This window comes from Nesiotobacter zosterae (genome assembly GCF_033843645.1).
In the GTDB taxonomy this organism is placed as follows: domain Bacteria; phylum Pseudomonadota; class Alphaproteobacteria; order Rhizobiales; family Stappiaceae; genus Pseudovibrio; species Pseudovibrio zosterae.
Window position 1 is genome coordinate 38,699 of the sequence record NZ_JAWXVZ010000005.1, and the last position, 15,965, is coordinate 54,663.

At 56.7% G+C, this 15,965-nt stretch carries 12 protein-coding genes; 3 read left to right on the top strand and 9 right to left on the bottom strand.

All coding sequences use genetic code 11. The annotated features are described in order from the left end of the window. Positions 1-1,083: 1,083 nt before the first annotated feature. From argE to Q3Y58_RS08440, 7 genes are all read right to left on the bottom strand, one after another. Positions 1,084-2,229 (bottom strand): acetylornithine deacetylase, encoded by a 1,146-nt coding sequence (gene argE / locus Q3Y58_RS08410; RefSeq protein WP_319621905.1) that lies wholly within the window; start codon positions 2,227-2,229, stop codon positions 1,084-1,086. 82 nt (positions 2,230-2,311) lie between these two features. After that, complete coding sequence (locus Q3Y58_RS08415) at positions 2,312-3,214, bottom strand: ROK family protein (RefSeq protein ID WP_274217196.1); 903 nt, start codon at positions 3,212-3,214, stop codon at positions 2,312-2,314. 204 nt (positions 3,215-3,418) lie between these two features. Continuing rightward, positions 3,419-5,068, bottom strand: coding sequence for an ABC transporter ATP-binding protein (locus Q3Y58_RS08420; RefSeq protein WP_319621906.1), 1,650 nt, complete (start codon positions 5,066-5,068; stop codon positions 3,419-3,421). After that, the gene (locus Q3Y58_RS08425; RefSeq protein WP_319621907.1) at positions 5,068-5,925 is read right to left on the bottom strand and encodes an ABC transporter permease; all 858 of its coding nucleotides are present in this window, start codon (positions 5,923-5,925) and stop codon (positions 5,068-5,070) included. Before Q3Y58_RS08425 ends, Q3Y58_RS08420 begins: the two co-directional genes overlap by 1 nt. 2 nt (positions 5,926-5,927) lie before the next feature. Beyond that, a complete protein-coding gene (locus tag Q3Y58_RS08430) occupies positions 5,928-6,875 on the bottom strand; it encodes an ABC transporter permease (protein WP_319621908.1) in 948 nt (315 codons plus the stop codon). A 178-nt stretch (positions 6,876-7,053) separates the two neighbouring features. Further along, entirely contained in the window at positions 7,054-8,562 is a 1,509-nt protein-coding gene (locus Q3Y58_RS08435) for an ABC transporter substrate-binding protein (protein ID WP_319621910.1), read from the bottom strand. Between the two features lie 34 nt (positions 8,563-8,596). Continuing rightward, complete coding sequence (locus tag Q3Y58_RS08440; protein ID WP_319621911.1) at positions 8,597-9,877, bottom strand: acetylornithine deacetylase/succinyl-diaminopimelate desuccinylase family protein; 1,281 nt, start codon at positions 9,875-9,877, stop codon at positions 8,597-8,599. 198 nt (positions 9,878-10,075) lie between these two features. Between Q3Y58_RS08440 and Q3Y58_RS08445 the strand changes: the two genes are divergently transcribed. From Q3Y58_RS08445 to Q3Y58_RS08455, 3 genes are all read left to right on the top strand, one after another. Then, complete coding sequence (locus Q3Y58_RS08445; RefSeq protein ID WP_319621912.1) at positions 10,076-11,482, top strand: mannose-1-phosphate guanylyltransferase/mannose-6-phosphate isomerase; 1,407 nt, start codon at positions 10,076-10,078, stop codon at positions 11,480-11,482. An 83-nt stretch (positions 11,483-11,565) separates the two neighbouring features. Continuing rightward, on the top strand, positions 11,566-13,065 hold the full coding sequence (locus Q3Y58_RS08450; RefSeq protein ID WP_319621913.1) for a phosphomannomutase/phosphoglucomutase: 1,500 nt from the start codon (positions 11,566-11,568) through the stop codon (positions 13,063-13,065). A 195-nt stretch (positions 13,066-13,260) separates the two neighbouring features. Continuing rightward, positions 13,261-13,968 carry a DUF6030 family protein gene (locus Q3Y58_RS08455; RefSeq protein ID WP_319621915.1) on the top strand — a complete coding sequence of 236 codons (708 nt, stop codon included), beginning with the start codon at positions 13,261-13,263 and terminating at the stop codon, positions 13,966-13,968. Here the strand turns inward: Q3Y58_RS08455 and Q3Y58_RS08460 are convergent. Together Q3Y58_RS08460 and Q3Y58_RS08465 are read right to left on the bottom strand one after the other, a co-directional pair. Continuing rightward, complete coding sequence (locus Q3Y58_RS08460) at positions 13,965-14,888, bottom strand: pirin family protein (protein WP_319621916.1); 924 nt, start codon at positions 14,886-14,888, stop codon at positions 13,965-13,967. The two genes, Q3Y58_RS08455 and Q3Y58_RS08460, sit on opposite strands and share 4 nt — an antisense overlap. A gap of 166 nt (positions 14,889-15,054) precedes the next feature. Then, positions 15,055-15,933: a LysR family transcriptional regulator gene (locus Q3Y58_RS08465; RefSeq protein WP_319621917.1), complete on the bottom strand. Its 879-nt coding sequence runs from the start codon at positions 15,931-15,933 to the stop codon at positions 15,055-15,057. Positions 15,934-15,965: the final 32 nt, after the last annotated feature.

Here is a 15,965-nt window from a genome sequence, read left to right on the forward strand (position 1 = left end):
CAAGAGATCTGGTGCCATGTAAACAGAAAACGCATTGCGGGATGGTGCGCAGCCCTTTCAGCGCCAGTGTGATCCTCAACCCCATCCACCCCACTGGCGTCATGCCGGACAAGGGGAGCGCAGCGAGCCGCTGATCCGGTATCCAGAGCCACAGAGCGCGGCGGGTGGGCAGTCACCCGACTAGATCCCGCATCAAGTGCGGGATGACAGTGGTGGTCTGAGGCAATGCTGCCAGCCCTCAAGAGATCTGGTGCCATGTAAACAGAAAACGCATTGCGGGATGGTGCGCAGCCCTTTCAGCGCCAGTGTGATCCTCAACCCCATCCACCCCACTGGCGTCATGCCGGACAAGGGGAGCGCAGTGAGCCGCTGATCCGGTATCCAGAGCCACAGAGCGCGGCGGATGGGCAGTCACCCGACTGGATCCCGCATCAAGTGCGGGATGACGGTGAGGTGTGTTGCGGGGTGGGCGTTTGGTGTGTTGCTGGGTGACGCAGTAGTATGTCGATAGGCGTTTTCGCCCTCACTCACTATGCCTGAAACGTCCTGAAAGACCTCCCACATCCATCCACCCCACCGGCGTCATACCGGACAAGAGGAGCGCAGCGAGCCGCTGATCCGGTATCCAGAGCCACAGAGCGCGGCGGGTGGGCAGTCACCCGACTAGATCCCGCATCAAGTGCGGGATGACGGCGAGGTGTGTTGCTGGGTGGGCGTTTAGTGTGTTGCAGGGTGACGGTGGTGTGTATCGGTAGGCCTTTTTGACCTCACTCACTATGGCTGAAACGTCCTGAAAGACCTCCCGCATCCATCCTCCCCACCAGCGTCATGCCGGACAATGGGAGCGCAGCGAGCCGCTGATCCGGTATCCAGAGCCACAGGGCACGGCGGGTGGTGCGCTTGCCCGGCTGGATCCCGCATCAAGTGCGGGATGACAGTTAGTAATCAAGCACGGGGTTGCCGGGCAATGGAACACGCGCGACTACCATCCCCTTGGATGTCATGCCGGACCAGCGCAGCGCCGGTCCGGCATCCAGAGCCACAAGCCATAAGCCATGAGCCGCAGGGCAGGGGCTAGCGCCGCTAGGAAGCCGTTTCAATCAGCTGATCCAGGAAGCGCTCGCATTTCTGCATCTCGGAGATCTTGATGAACTCGTCCGGTTTGTGCGCCTGTTCGATGGAGCCCGGGCCCACCACCACGGTCGGAATGCCCAGCATTTGCTGGAACAGGCCACCTTCCGTGCCATAGGCCACCTTGGCATGATCGTTCCGCCCGGCAAGGCGCTTGGCCAGAATGGTCACCGGTTCCTCCGCTTCCGTATCCAGCCCCGGAATTTCGGAGGACGGGATGAACTCGATATTGGCCTCAGGATAGACCTCTCGCATTTCAGGCAGCAGTTCTTCCATGGAATAGCGCTTGATTTCCGCAACACAGGCAGAAAGGCTCTCACGCGGCAACACGCGGAACTCAAACATCAGCTCACACTGTTCCGGCACGATGTTCAGTGCTGTCCCGCCGCGAATGACGCCTGTGTGCGCCGTAGAAAACGGCAGATCAAACAAGTCATCCCGTGGGCCAGCGGCCAGCTCCTTTGCCATCTGCTCAATCTTGTTCACGAAGCGAGCGGCGTAGTGAACCGCGTTCACCCCGTGCGGTGCCAGCGAGGAGTGGCAGGATAGTCCTGTAAACACAACGCTATAGGATGCCTTGGATTTGTGCGCCAACACCACCTGCATGTCCGTTGGCTCACCCACAAAGCAGGCTTCAACGTCAAGATCCCTGGTCTTCAGGTCCTCCAGAAGACCGCGCACACCGATGCAGCCCACTTCCTCGTCATAGGAAAACGCCAGGTGCAGCGGCTTTTTCAAACGCGCTTCCACCATCTTTGGCACCTTGGCAAGGCAGCAGGCCAGAAAGCCTTTCATGTCGCAGGTGCCACGGCCATAAAGCTTGCCGTCTTTTTCGGTCAAGGTGAACGGGTCCTGCGACCAGTCTTGCCCGGTAACAGGAACCACATCCGTATGTCCGGAGAGAATGTAGCCAGCCGCGTCGTCAGGGCCGATGGTCACAAACAGGTTCGCCTTTTCGCCAGTGTGGTCATAGACCCGGTAAGGCTCCAGCCCAAATTCCTTGAGGTAGTCTTCAACCCAGTCAATGAGTGGCAGGTTTGAGTTGGCGCTCGCGGTATCAAAGCCAACCAGTTTGCTAAGGATTTCTGTACTGTTCATTCCACTCATTTCTCATTTTTCAAACCCGCGAGAGGCGTCCTCTCACGGGGAACTTGTTGCAGCAGGGGAAGGACCCGCCTTCTCAAATGGCATCGTTCCAGAGCCACGCAGCACCGCGCACGCCAGAGCTATCTCCATGCAAGGCTTTGCGGATTGGAACTTCATACCCATCAGAGAAGATGTAGGGACGCATCGCACTTGGCAAGTCCTCGTAGAGTTCTTCCAGGTTAGACATTCCTCCACCAAGCACGAAACAATCCGGGTCCAGCAGGTTGGCGACCATGGCCATGGCGCGGGCAAGGCGGCTGACATAGCGCTCATAGGTCCCACGAGCCTGCGCATCCCCGTTGCGCATCAGCGCCACGATTTCCTTCCCCTTCAGCTTCGTGCCAGTGGCGTTTTCATAGTCCCACTGAAAGCCGGTGCCGGAGCATAAAAGGTCAATCGGGCTGTGCTGCCCGGTCCAGTTTGTCGGGCCGGGGTGCTCTTCAGGCCGGAGCCAGGGTACCGATGTGCTGCCCCATTCGCCTCCAATCCCGTTGGCACCGCGCAGCGGCTTGCCGTTGATGGCAATGCCGGAGCCGCACCCCGTGCCGATGATGATGGCGTGGACCACGGCAAAGCCTGCCCCGGCACCATCCGTTGCCTCGGAAACCGCAAGACAGTTGGCATCGTTTTGAATGCGGATCGGGCGGCCCAACGCCTGTTCCAGATCCTTGTCCAATGGCTTGCCGTTCATCCAGGTTGAATTAGCATTTTTCACCAAACCTGAAGAAGGGGAGATGGAACCCGGAATACCAATGCCGACAGAGCCCCGTTGGCCGGTCGCTTCTTCAGCGGCTGAAACCAGACCGACAACCGCATCAATACAGCCATTGTAGTCATCGCGCGGCGTGTCCACGCGCTTGCGAAACATCTCTTCGCCCTGATCAGACAGTGCGATGATCTCGATCTTTGTGCCACCCCAATCAAGTCCAAGTCTCATGGCCTGAACATCCTCCCATTTGATTTGCTTGGCGTAGTCTATGAGAACTCCCTCATATTTCACCAGCCCGCGCAATCACATAGTTGGGTATTCAGGCCCTGTAGGGGGGGCTGTTTTCGCGATGGTGCAGAAACTGCGCGTTTCATTCAAACCGACGCAAGATCAGCGCAAAGTTATCCCCCTTCAAAGGCCAAGGCGCTGGCCTTAGCTTTTTTGCCGAGCCGTTCTGGCCTTGATCTCGGCTTTGTGGCGCCGCTTCAAAGACGCGTTAAGGTCGGGTGCGGCGGCCACCAGCATGCGGGTGTAGGGGTGCTTTGGGTGGCGGAACACCTGCTCGGTGCTTCCTTCTTCGACAATCCGGCCGCCATTCATCACGATCACCCGGTCCGTAATGGCCTGCACAACGGACAAATCGTGACTGATAAACAGATAGGCAACGCCCAGCCTGTCCCTTAAATCTGCAAGCAAATCAAGAATTTGAGCACGGATGGAAACGTCCAGAGCGGATACCGGCTCATCGGCCACAATCAGCTGTGGTTCGGTCACAAGCGCCCGGGCAATGGCAATGCGTTGCCGCTGCCCGCCAGAAAACTCGTGGGGGTACTTGTGGGCATCCTGCGGCTTCAGGCCCACGGCTTCCAGCGCGGCAATCACCTTGCCGTTCTTGGCCGTCTCGGAGATCTCGTGACGCAAAAGGTGCAGCGGCTCTGCTACCGTCTTGGCGATCGTGTGACGGGGGTCAAAGCTGCCATAGGGATCCTGAAAAACCGCCTGAATTCCGCGCTTTAGCGCCTTTCCTTCCTTGTGAGACACCTCAAACGGGTTCTTGCCAAGAAAGCTGATATGCCCCTTGGTGGGCTCTTCCAAACCAAGCACTGTTCGGGCAAGGGTGGATTTTCCGCATCCGCTTTCGCCCACAAGCCCAACGGATTCATGGGGCAGTATGCGCAGAGACACCGTGTTCACGGCCGTATGGTACTGACGCTTTTCAAAGACAGAGCGTTTTGGCAGCGGATAGGTGCGCACCAACCCCTCAACCGCAAGCAATGGTTTGGCTTCCGGGTCCAACGGCCGCGTGCGCGCTTTGGGAATGTGGCTGGAGGCTTCAACCAGTTCCTGTGAGTAGGGGTGGGACAGGGTTCGGAACAGCTGGCCGGTTGGCCCATGTTCAACGATTTCCCCGTCCTTCATGATGGCAACTCGGTCAGCCATATCGGCCACCACGGCAAGGTCATGGCTGATCAGCAGCAGGGACATCTGGTCCTTGCGAACAATTTCCTTAAGCAGAGCAAGGATTTGCGCCTGAATGGTCACGTCGAGCGCTGTTGTTGGCTCATCCGCAATCAAGAAGCGCGGCTTGCAGGCGATGGCCATGGCAATGACGACGCGCTGCCTTTGTCCCCCTGAGAGCTGGTGCGGATAACGGTCCAGCATATGATTGTCGAAGGGCAGGCCCACACGCTCCAGCACCTTCTGAGTGCGCTCCAGTGCCCGTTGCCGGGTCATCTTGAAGTGCCACAGCAAGCCTTCACTCACCTGATCGCCGATGGTCTTGGTGGGGTTCAGCGCCGTCATGGGCTCTTGAAACACCATGGAGATGGACCGACCCCGGACCTCATTCATGGTGCGCTCGGAAGCGCCTACAATCTCATGCTTTTTATAGCGAATGGAACCGTCTTGCGTGGCGCCATCTGGCAGCAGCTGCATGGCCGCCAAGGCACTCATGGATTTGCCGGAGCCACTTTCGCCCACTAGCCCGAGTATCTCGCCCTTGGCAAGGGAGAAGCTCACGTTCTTCAGGATCGGTGTTCCGTTTATGGAAACACTCAGGTTTTTTGCGGAGAAAACGGCCATCAGCGGATCCTCCGTCTCAGGCGAGGATCAAGCAGATCGCGCAGCCCATCTCCCAGAAGGTTGAAGCCCAACACACTGACAACAATGGCTAATCCGGGATACAGCGCCAGCTGCGGTGCAAACGCCATCATGGTTTGCGCTTCATTCAGCATGCGCCCCCAGCTCGCCAGCGGCGGCTGCGGCCCAAGGCCAAGATAGGACAGGCCAGCCTCTGCCAATATGCCAAGTGAAAGCTGTATGGTCGCCTGTACGATCAAAAGATTGGCGATGTTCGGCAGCACGTGTTCAAGCGTAATGCGCAGGCCGCTTTTGCCAGAAAGGCGTGCCGCCAGCAGGAAATCCCGTCCTGAAAGCGACAGGGCACCCCCACGCGCAACACGTGCAAACACGGGAATGTTGAAAACGCCAATGGCGATTACTGCGTTCACAGCTCCCGGTCCGAGGAGCGCGGTGATAAGGATGGCCGAGAGAATTGCTGGAAACGCAAAAATCAGGTCGTTGGTGCGCATAACCGCTTCTTCCACAAGCCCGCGTTTTGTGGCGGCCAACAGTCCGAGCGGCACGCCAAAGAGCAGGCCGATGCCTACAGCAATCAGCGCCACAACGATGGAGGTTCGCGCGCCAATCATCAGCATGGAAAGGATGTCGCGGCCGTACTGATCGGTCCCCAGCCAATGCTGACTGCTGGAAGCTTGAAGCCGGTTTGCCACGTTCAGGCTGTCAATGGCGTGAGGGGTCCAGAACAGGCTGATAAAGCCCGCAATCAAAATTAGTGAGGCAAGACAGAGGCCTATAAGGAAGGAGCGGCTCTTCCATGCCCGGCGGAAGGGGTGGATTGGGGCTTCAAAAGTGTCCATACTCAGCGCCCCCGCCGCAGGCGTGGGTCGACTGCTGCATAAGCCAGATCCACGATGAAAGTGATAAGCACGACCAATGCCACCAATACCATGACACCGCTTTTTACAGTGATGAGGTCCCGCTGGGTGATGGCTTGAAAAATCAGGCGACCCAAGCCCGGCAGATAAAACACGTTCTCAATGATGACGGTGCCGGCGATAAGGAATGAGAATTGAAGGCCGAGGATTGTCAGCACTGGAATAAGGGCATTGCGTACGCCGTGACGCCACAGGGTTACCCGTGCAGAAAGGCCCTTGGCGCGGGCGGTACGAATGTAGTCCTCGCTCATCACATCAATCAGGGCGGAGCGCATTACGCGGGCAAGGATCGCCGCTTGCGGCAAGGCAAGGGCAATTGCTGGCAGAATAAGCGCTTCCAAACCATTGAAAACACCTTGGTCCCAGCCGGGAAAACCACCTGAGGGCAACAACCGCAAGGTGATTGCAAACACATAAACAAGCAGGATCGCAAACCAGAAGTTCGGCAGAGCTATGCCCACCTGAGTGAGCCCCATGATCCCCGTATCCAGCGCCTTGCCACGGAACCGAGCCGCCATAATGCCAATGGGAAACGCAATTGCGGTGGACAGGATCAGGGCGATTGCGGCAAGCGGCAGACTGACGGCTGCGCGCTCCGCTATCAGCTCGGAAACCGAGACGTTGTAGGTATAGCTTATGCCAAAATCGCCCTGCAGCATGCCAAGAACCCAGTCCACATACCGGGTCAGGATGGGGGCGTTCAGGCCCAACTGTTCCCTCAAGGCCGCCAACGTATCTTCTTGCGCACTGATTCCGAGCATCACCTGAGCTGGATCTCCGGGCAGCACCTCAAGCACGACAAACACCACAATGCTTGCCGCAAAGAGTGTCAGTGATAAGCCGAGAAGGCGCAGCACTCCGTAAGAAAACATGGCAAACCAACGGCTTGAGGAACAAAGGTCCGGGCGAAAGAGCAGGGCGGGCAAACCCGCCCATCTCGTGTCGGGACTAACCTATCCGGCGGGCACATGCAATTTTTAATGCGTGCCTTTCCGGGTAATATCAGCCATGCGGATGAAGACAGGCTTCACCCGCATCCTGCTGTTTGATCTAGTTTTTCCAAGAAACGCCGGTGATGTCGTTTGCCTGAATCGGCGAGTTCACCCACAGGCCCTGAAGATTGGCATCCCAAACACCGGCCTTGCCCAATTGGAACAGGAAAACATTCACAGCATCGGCTGCGATCATTTCTTGCGCCTGCTTCATCAAGGCATAGCGTTTTTCCTTGTCGGTTTCCCGATTGAGCTGGGTGATGATGTCGCCGAACGCCGGGTTCTTGTAGTTGAAGTAGTAGTCATCGCGGGCATAAATGCCGATATCCATCGGCTCCGTGTGAGACACGATGGTGAAGTCGTAATTCTTTTCGCGGAACACCTCAGAAAGCCACTGGGCCCACTCCAGCGGAACAATCTCCAGATTGATGCCAACTTTTTGCAGGTCAGAGCGGATCAGCTCGCCGCCGCGCCGCGCATACTGAGGCGGTGGCAGCTTCAAGGTCGCGGTAAAGCCCCCCGCGTAGCCGGCTTCTTTCAGCAGTTCCTTGGCCTTTTCAGCGTCATAGGCGTAGGTACCCGTCAGATCTTGATAGGCCGGATGGTGCGGCGCAAAGTGGGAGCCAATGGGCGTGCCACGACCAAACATGGCACCATCAATAAGCGCTTGCTTGTTGACCGCGTGCGAAATGGCCTGACGAACCAGCTTGTTGGAGAGCGGGCCGCTCTCATTGTTCATTGCAAGGATGGTCTCGCCTTCTGTAGAGCCCACAGCCACTGTAAAACGCGGATCCGCTTCAAACTGGATCAGTGTTTCAGGTGCTGGAAAGTTCGGAAATGCATCAACGTCGCCTGACATCATGGCCGCAAAAGCGGCATTTGGATCAGCAATAACCTTGAAGGATGCTTCTTCCAAGGCAACGGGCGTGCCCCAATAGCCTTCATAGCGATCCAGCGAAATTTCTTGCCCCTTGATCCAACGGTCAAACTTGAAAGGGCCGGTTCCTATTGGATTGGTCTTGTTTCCCGCCGCACTTTCTTTGGAAACGATCACCGCATCGCCCCAGCCAAGGTTGAACAGGAAGCTGCCAACAGGTTCTGACAGGGTGACTTGAACCGTATCTTCATCCGCTACATTGACGGCTGATATGGCTGCAAACAGAGGCTTTTGTGCGTTGGTGCTGTCTTCGGCCCGGGCGCGGTCCAGTGAGAACTTCACATCCTCGGCAGAAAATGGCGTTCCATCGTGGAACGTGACGCCGTCTTGAAGTTCAAATGTGTAGGTGAGGCCATCCTCGGAAATCTCCCAGGATTTGGCAAGCGCAGGCAAAACCTCACCGTTCGGGCCAATGCGGGTCAATCCCTCGAACACGTTGGCATAGGTCACTTCATCAATGGCTGCGGCCGCCCCCGCAGTCGGGTCGAGATGCGGCGGTTCCAGCACAATGCCCAGAGAAAGAGTAGATTTTGCGTGCGCCACGGATAACGCCAGTGGTGAAGCACTTACCACCAAGGCCACGCCAACTGCGAGTGAACGCAGGGCCTTCAGTGTCCCTTGAACTTTCATAGTATCCCCCTCCAAAACGGGCGGCGTCAAAGCCTTAAAGTGCGCCTGTTCCACCAAACAGTAGTGCGTGGGTTGCATGCGCCATGACTTTGGCACTGTCCACCATGTCATCAATCACGACAAACTCATCGGGCCTGTGAGCCATTTCAAGAAGCCCCGGACCGTAGGCAATGCAGTCGTGCAAGTGACCCAGACGCGCAATGTGTTTTTGGTCATAGGTGCCGGGTGAAATCACCATTTCGGCGGGCCTTTCCAGAACCGCTTCAATGCCTTCTGCCACAGCTTTCACGACCGGCGCGTCTTTTTCGGTCATGGTCGGGATGACTTCAAGTAGGTCTTTGATCGTGTATCGGAAGTTATCCCGTTCTTTGCTGAGCTCATCCAACAAAGCGATGACCTCGGTTTTTACGTCATCAAGATTTTCTTCAATGAGATAGCGGCGGTCCAGCACGATCCGGCAACTGTCCGGCACACAAGGGGAGGGAAGCCCGTCAAAGCCTTCTGGCTGACCTCCATGAATGGAATTGATGTTGAGTGTAGACTTGCGAGCACCTTCCGGAACCACAGGCATTTCCGTGTGTTTTGCCGCCAGCTTGGGATACAGGCGCTTCTCCAGAGCCTCCAGAAACGCTCCCATATGGCGTACGGCGCAGTCCCCCAGAAACGGCATGGATCCATGCGCAATGGTGCCATGGGTCTCAACTTCGCCCCACCACACACCCCGATGCCCGAGACAAATGCGGTCTTTGTGCAGCGGTTCGGGGATGATGACGTGGTCCACGCGTGGTTTAGAGAAATAGCCCTTTTGCGCCAGATAGGCGACGCCGCCCAGACCACCTGATTCTTCATCCACCGTGCCAGAAATCTCGATAGCTCCGGGAAAATGCGGGAAGCATTCAAGAAATGCTTCAACTGCGATGAGGGAGGCTGCAAGCCCGCCTTTCATGTCGCAGGCCCCCCGACCATAAACCCGGCCATCGCGCACAACTCCGGCGAAAGGATCCACCGTCCAACCCTCACCAGCTTGCACCACATCAATGTGTGAGTTGAAATGGACCGTTGCGCCTGGGCGAGCGCCCTCGCGGCGGGCGACAACATTGATGCGCGGGTGTTTGGCGCTGTCGCCGGGCGTCCCTTCGCCTCGTATGTATTCCACTGTAAATCCGCGGGAGAACAGGCGCTCACCAATGTATTTTGCACAAGGTGCGTAGGCTTCTCCAGGCGGGTTCACGGTTGGTATCCTGATCAAGTCTTGGGTCAGGCAAACAAGCTCCTCGCGTTTACTCTCAATTCGTTTGCCAAGGTCCCCGAGCATTGAACAGCATCTCCGTAAAATAACGGAGGTATCTTGCCGTAGAGATGCTAAGATGGGAAGCCTTTTGGTGACAGTGATATTCTTGCCCTAGAAAAAGCGAACTATTGCAGCTAGTTAAGTTTATTGTCGTTGTTGATGGCGCGGATAGATTGAAACCGGAGCTGCTTGCCGTATAGGTTGAATTTGGACTTGGAACAGATGCCGAAAATAATTCCTGCGATTTTGTCGGGCGGATTCGGGTCACGTTTGTGGCCCTTGTCACGGCGCGAAAGACCAAAGCAGTTTCTGCCCTTGTTCGATGGCGAGAGCCTCTTCCAAAAAACCTGCAAGCGGACCATGGGCGATGCCTTTGCTGCCCCATTGGTGATCTCCAATCAAGACCACCGGTTCCTTATTGGCGAACAGCTGCAGGAACTGGGGGTAGATGCCCAGAGCATCGTTTTGGAGCCGTGCGGGCGCAACACTGCAGCCCCTGCGGCGCTTGCAGCCATGATGGCGCTTGAGACAGATGAAGAAGCGCTCGTGCTGCTGCTGCCCTCTGACCATCTCATCGGCGACGAAGACGCCTTCAAAACAGCCGTGGAACTGGGTGTGCCAGCCGCCTCGGATGGGGCCATCGTCACATTCGGCATCAAGCCGGAAATGGCGCACACAGGCTATGGCTACATAAAGTTCATCCCGTCCGACGCTGATGCGTTGATGGTGGACCGGTTCGTTGAAAAACCGACGCAAGAAGTCGCCGAACGTTTCGTCTCGGAGGGAACCTATCTCTGGAATGCCGGGATTTTCCTGTTCAGCGCCAAGGCCATGAAAGAGAGCTTCCTGACCTATGCTCCTGATGTGTGGAACGCGGTCAGCGAAGCTTACATGGGCGCCCGCGCTGATCTTGATTTCCTGCGTCTTGATGCGCACGCCTTTGAAAAGGTGCCGAGCATCTCCATCGACTACGCCATTATGGAGAAGCAACCGGGTATCCGCTGCGTTCCCATGGATCCTCAGTGGAACGATCTGGGGTCCTGGCGGGCCATTTGGGAGACTATGCCCAAGGACGATGACGGCAATACCTCGCTGAGCGAAGCCATCTTTGAAGACAGCAAGGATTGCCTCGTCTACTCTGATGATGCGCTGGTGAGTGTACTGGGCCTCAACGACGTGCTGGTGGTCAACACCAAGGATGCGCTGCTGGTGGCCTCCAAAGAACACGCCCAGCAGGTGAAAAACATCGTGGCCCGTCTGGAGGCGGAAAAGCGGCCGGAGACAGTGCAGCACCGCCGGGTATATCGCCCGTGGGGATGGACCGAGGAGATCTCACGCGGAGACCGCTTCCGTGTTCAATCCATGATGATCAAACCGGGGCAGGGACTCACCTTGCAGCGGCACATCCACCGCGCCGAACATTGGGTCGTCATGGGGGGAACCTTGGAAGTCTCTGTGAATGGCTCAACGAAATATGTGAGTGAAAACGAATCCGTGTTCGTGCCCCTTGGCGCGCCTCACAAACTCCATAATCCGGGGATGATTGATGTGCGCATGATCGAGGTGCAATCTGGCGCTCTGATTCATGACGATGACATCCTGCGAGAACCGACAACAACCAATGAATAGGGCCTGCGACTTGTTTAGCCGGTTGGCAAAACGTCATAAGAGGCTGTTAGATAACACCCAACCTATTCGCATTAGGAGCTTTTATGTTTGATAAACCTGTTGCTCAGTTGACCCCGAACACTCTTGAATATGAGACGACACCTCTGGTCAAGCCAACGGGGTTCCGCGAGTACGACGCACGTTGGTTGTTTGAAAAAGAAATCAATCTCATGGGCATTCAGGCGCTGGGCATGGGGCTCGGCACTCTGGTGCATGAGCTCGGTGTACGCCCTGAGATCGTGACAGGTCACGACTTCCGAGGGTATTCCGCGTCTATCAAGATGGCCCTCATCAACGGTTTGCTGGCATCCGGCATGAAGGTTCACGACATTGGCCTTGCCATGTCGCCCATGTCCTACTTTGCCCAGTTCGAACTGGATGTGCCTTGCGTTGCAATGGTCACCGCCTCGCACAATGACAATGGCTGGACAGGGGTGAAGATGGGTGCAAACCGCCCATTGACATTCGGTCCCGATGAGATGGGACGTTTGCGCGACATCGTTCTTGCTGGCGATTTCAAGCTTCCGGGCGGGGGCTCCTATGAGTTCCATGCCGGCTTTGCAGAGCGCTACTTCAACGACCTGACAAAACGTGAGAAATTCAAGCGCCCGATCAAGGCTGTGGTTGCCTGTGGTAACGGAACGGCCGGTGCGTTTGCACCGCGCATTCTAGAAGCGCTGGGTGTTGAGGTGATCCCGCTCGACTGTGAGCTGGACCACACGTTCCCGAACTACAATCCGAACCCTGAAGACATGAAGATGCTTCATGCAATCCGCGACAAGGTGCTTGAAACCGGCGCGGAAGTGGGGCTCGGCTTTGACGGTGATGGCGATCGCTGCGGGATCGTGGACAACGAAGGTGAAGAGATCTTTGCAGACAAGGTTGGCGTCATGCTGGCTCGCGATCTGTCCGCCATCTATGACAACGCCCAGTTCGTAGTGGATGTAAAATCCACGGGCCTGTTCAACACTGACCCTGTCCTCAAGGAGAACGGGGCAAAGACCGACTACTTCAAGACCGGCCACTCCTACATCAAGCGCCGCGTGACCGACCTTCAGGCCCTTGCGGGCTTTGAAAAGTCTGGCCACTACTTCTTCAACGCGCCAATTGGCCGTGGCTATGATGATGGCCTTGTCTCCGCCATTGCGGTTCTCGACATGATGGACCGCAATCCAGACAAGACCGTTGCCGACATGCGCCGCGCTCTTCCCAAGACCTGGGGCTCTCCAACCATGGCGCCCAAGTGCTCTGATGAAGAAAAGTACGATGTCGTGGACAAAGTGGTAAAGCGCTTCAAGGACATGCACGCCAATGGGGAGAAGGTCGCCGGTCAAGCCATCACAGACCTCATCACAGTAAACGGCGTTCGCGTTGTCTCCGAGGACGGTACCTGGGGCCTCGTTCGCGCTTCCTCCAACAAGCCAGAGCTGGTCGTGGTGGTGGAAAGCCCGGTCTCCGAGGAGCGTCTGCACGAGATGTTCAAGGCGGTTGACGCGGTCCTTCGTGAAAACCCAGAGGTCGGTGAGTACAATCAGACTCTCTAGCTTCTGACCCGTTTCGTAGCGAACGGCTCAAGTTTCAGGCGCCACCCTTCAGAACGAGGGGTGGCGCTTTTTTTGTTTTGGCGCAACCTTGGGACTGTGAGGGAAAGCAAGCCAACAAATGTAAAATCCGGGTCAGAAAGGCGGTCGCGCCACTTTGCTGTGCAAGTGGCAACCACGCTGTGCGTCAGTGTGTTTATGGCTTGCAGTGTGCTGGGGCTTTACTGGGCGCTTTTGAGTTCCGGGGACCGGATAGAAATTGCACACTGGTTTGTGGCCCTTGGTGGTGATGATGCGGCAAGTCCATCCACGCTCGACCCTACCAGCGCACGCATGTTGGCCAGAGAAGTGGAGTTTGAGCAGGAGTTTCGCCGCATTATCAAGGCAACGCCGCAGGACCTGTGCCAAAGATTTGCTGAGGAGGGGTTTCAAAACAAGGGATGGCGTCGTCTCACCATGGGGGGCGGATATGGCTGCAGCTCCGATGTGATTACCATTGGACGCGCACCGCTCCTTGAAAGCAGGCGTGATGATGAGACCGCACAGGCGGCCGATCAGGCGACGGTGTTCTTTTCCATGCGCGGGCCGTCAGTCTCCGATGTAGCTTCGATCAGATTTCAGGGTACGGCGGGTCAGGATGCACTCATGCGCCCCGCTATTGGTCTCATAACCAATGCACTGGAAACGGTACTGGCTGATCTTGGCGAGGCACCGCCTGAAGAGGTTCTGACCGCTTTCCGGGAAGGGCGCAGTTTCGACCAGCGCATTGGCGGGGTGCATTGGAAGGTGTTGACGCTGTCAGGCCTCACCGAAGAGGGCGAGCCCAAACCCGTGAGCAGACACTTGCTTGCAAGGCGGACAAAGGGCGGTCACCCACCCTTTGTGCTGTTCCCTAATGGATTTTAGCTCATGCCGGGAAGAGGGATGAACTCTTCCACATCGCCCGGTACACTGCCAAACTTCATGGAGCGCCAGTCTTCCTTAGCCTGCTCGATACGTTCCTTTGAGGAGGAAACGAAGTTCCACCAAATGTGACGAGGGCCGTCCATCGGCTCGCCGCCAAACAGCATGATGCGTGCATTGTCCTTGGCGCGAACGGTCAAGGCATCGCCAGCGCGCAAAACGAGAAGTTGACCCGGCTCAAACACGTCGCCATTGATCTCGATGCGGCCAGTCAACGTGTAGATGGCGCGCTCTTCATGGGTTGGATCGACCGGAAGAACAGACCCTGCGTTAAGCGAGATGTCTGCATAAAGTGTCTCGCTGGCTGTGTTCACGGGTGATGTCTGGCCATAAAGCGACCCTGCGATCAACCGCACGCGCTTGTCGTTGTCGGTGATCACCGGCATCTTGTCATTGCCATAGTGTTCAAAGGCTGGAGCCGTTTCTTCCATGTGTATTGGAAGGGCAACCCAACTCTGAATGCCGAACAAGCTGCGCGGCGTACCTTTCACTTCAGGACGCTCGCGCTCGGAGTGAACAATTCCCTGACCTGCGGTCATCCAGTTCAGCTCTTCAGGCTTGATGATCATGTCGCTACCGAGGCTGTCTCGGTGGTAGACTTCGCCTTCCAGAAGGTACGTTACGGTCGACAGGCCGATGTGTGGGTGGGGGCGTACGTCGATCCCGCCACCATGCAGAAACTCGGCCGGGCCCATTTGATCCCAAAAAATGAAAGGACCAACCATCTGACGGCTCTTTGTCGGCAGTGCGCGGCGCACCTCAAAATTGCCGATGTCATGGGCGCGCGGCACAATGACCTGCTCGATCGCGTTGATGCTCTGCTCATCGCCTGGAATTGGATCTGGCTGGTTTGGCAATGTCATGGCTATGGCCTTTCAATCGGGTATCGCCCTTTGGCGGTGCGTATGTCTGCGTTGAAATCAACATACCGTTCTCAGCGCGGATTGAAAGTGAACACACAGTACGCGTTTTAGTGAACAATCTTGAGGTTGAAGGCCTATTGTTGCTGTTTCGATGAATGAACAAGGATCAAAACAAATGCCGCTCGGCCAGTACGCTCTCAACAATGAAGTCACCTAGCATCTTGATCCGGCGAAGGTTCTTTGTGGTTTCATGGGTAAGCAACCAATAGCTGCGCTCAATGCGCCGCTCCGGCAGAACGCGCACAAATGTCGGGTCCTGATTGGCAATGAAAGCATGAAGCACCCCAATGCCTGCGCCCGCGCGAACGGCTTCTGTTTGGGCAAGCGCACTGGCGAACTCCAGTGAAGAGCGCCACCCCTTCAGGATTTCCTCGGTATAGTTGAGGGAAGGGGTAAACACGAGATCGTCAACATACCCGATCAGTCGGTGTTGCTTGAGATCATCGGAAGTAACCGGCACGCCGTATTTTTCAATGTACTCTCTGGAAGCATATAGATTGAGGGAATAGTCCACCAGCTTGCGGGTCACGAGGCGGCCATGCTCGGGGCGCCCCACGTTGATCGCAATGTCTGCTTCTCGTTTCGACAAGGAGAAGCTGCGGTGGAGGGGGACCAGTTGAACAGTGAGATTGGGGTACTTCTCGTTGAACTCTCCGAGGCGAGGCGCAAGGAAGTTCACGCCGAAGCCATCCGGCGCGGCAATGCGCACGGTCCCGGAAAGCTCCACATCCATGCCGCCAATGATAGCTTGCGCATCCTGCATTTGCGCCTCCATCACCTCTGCGTATTCCAGAAAGCGTTCGCCCTCCGCCGTCAAGGAGCAACCCGTTGTTGCGCGCTCAAGAAGCTTTGTTTGAAGCGCATCTTCCAAGGCTGTCACCCGACGGGCGACCGTCGCGTGGTTGATGCCAAGGCGCTGGGCAGCGGCGAGGATTTGTCCGTTGCGTGCGACACTCAAGAAAATGCGGGTGTCATCCCAGTTCATAGGGCCTCCAATGCGGTTAGGTGCTTCAATTT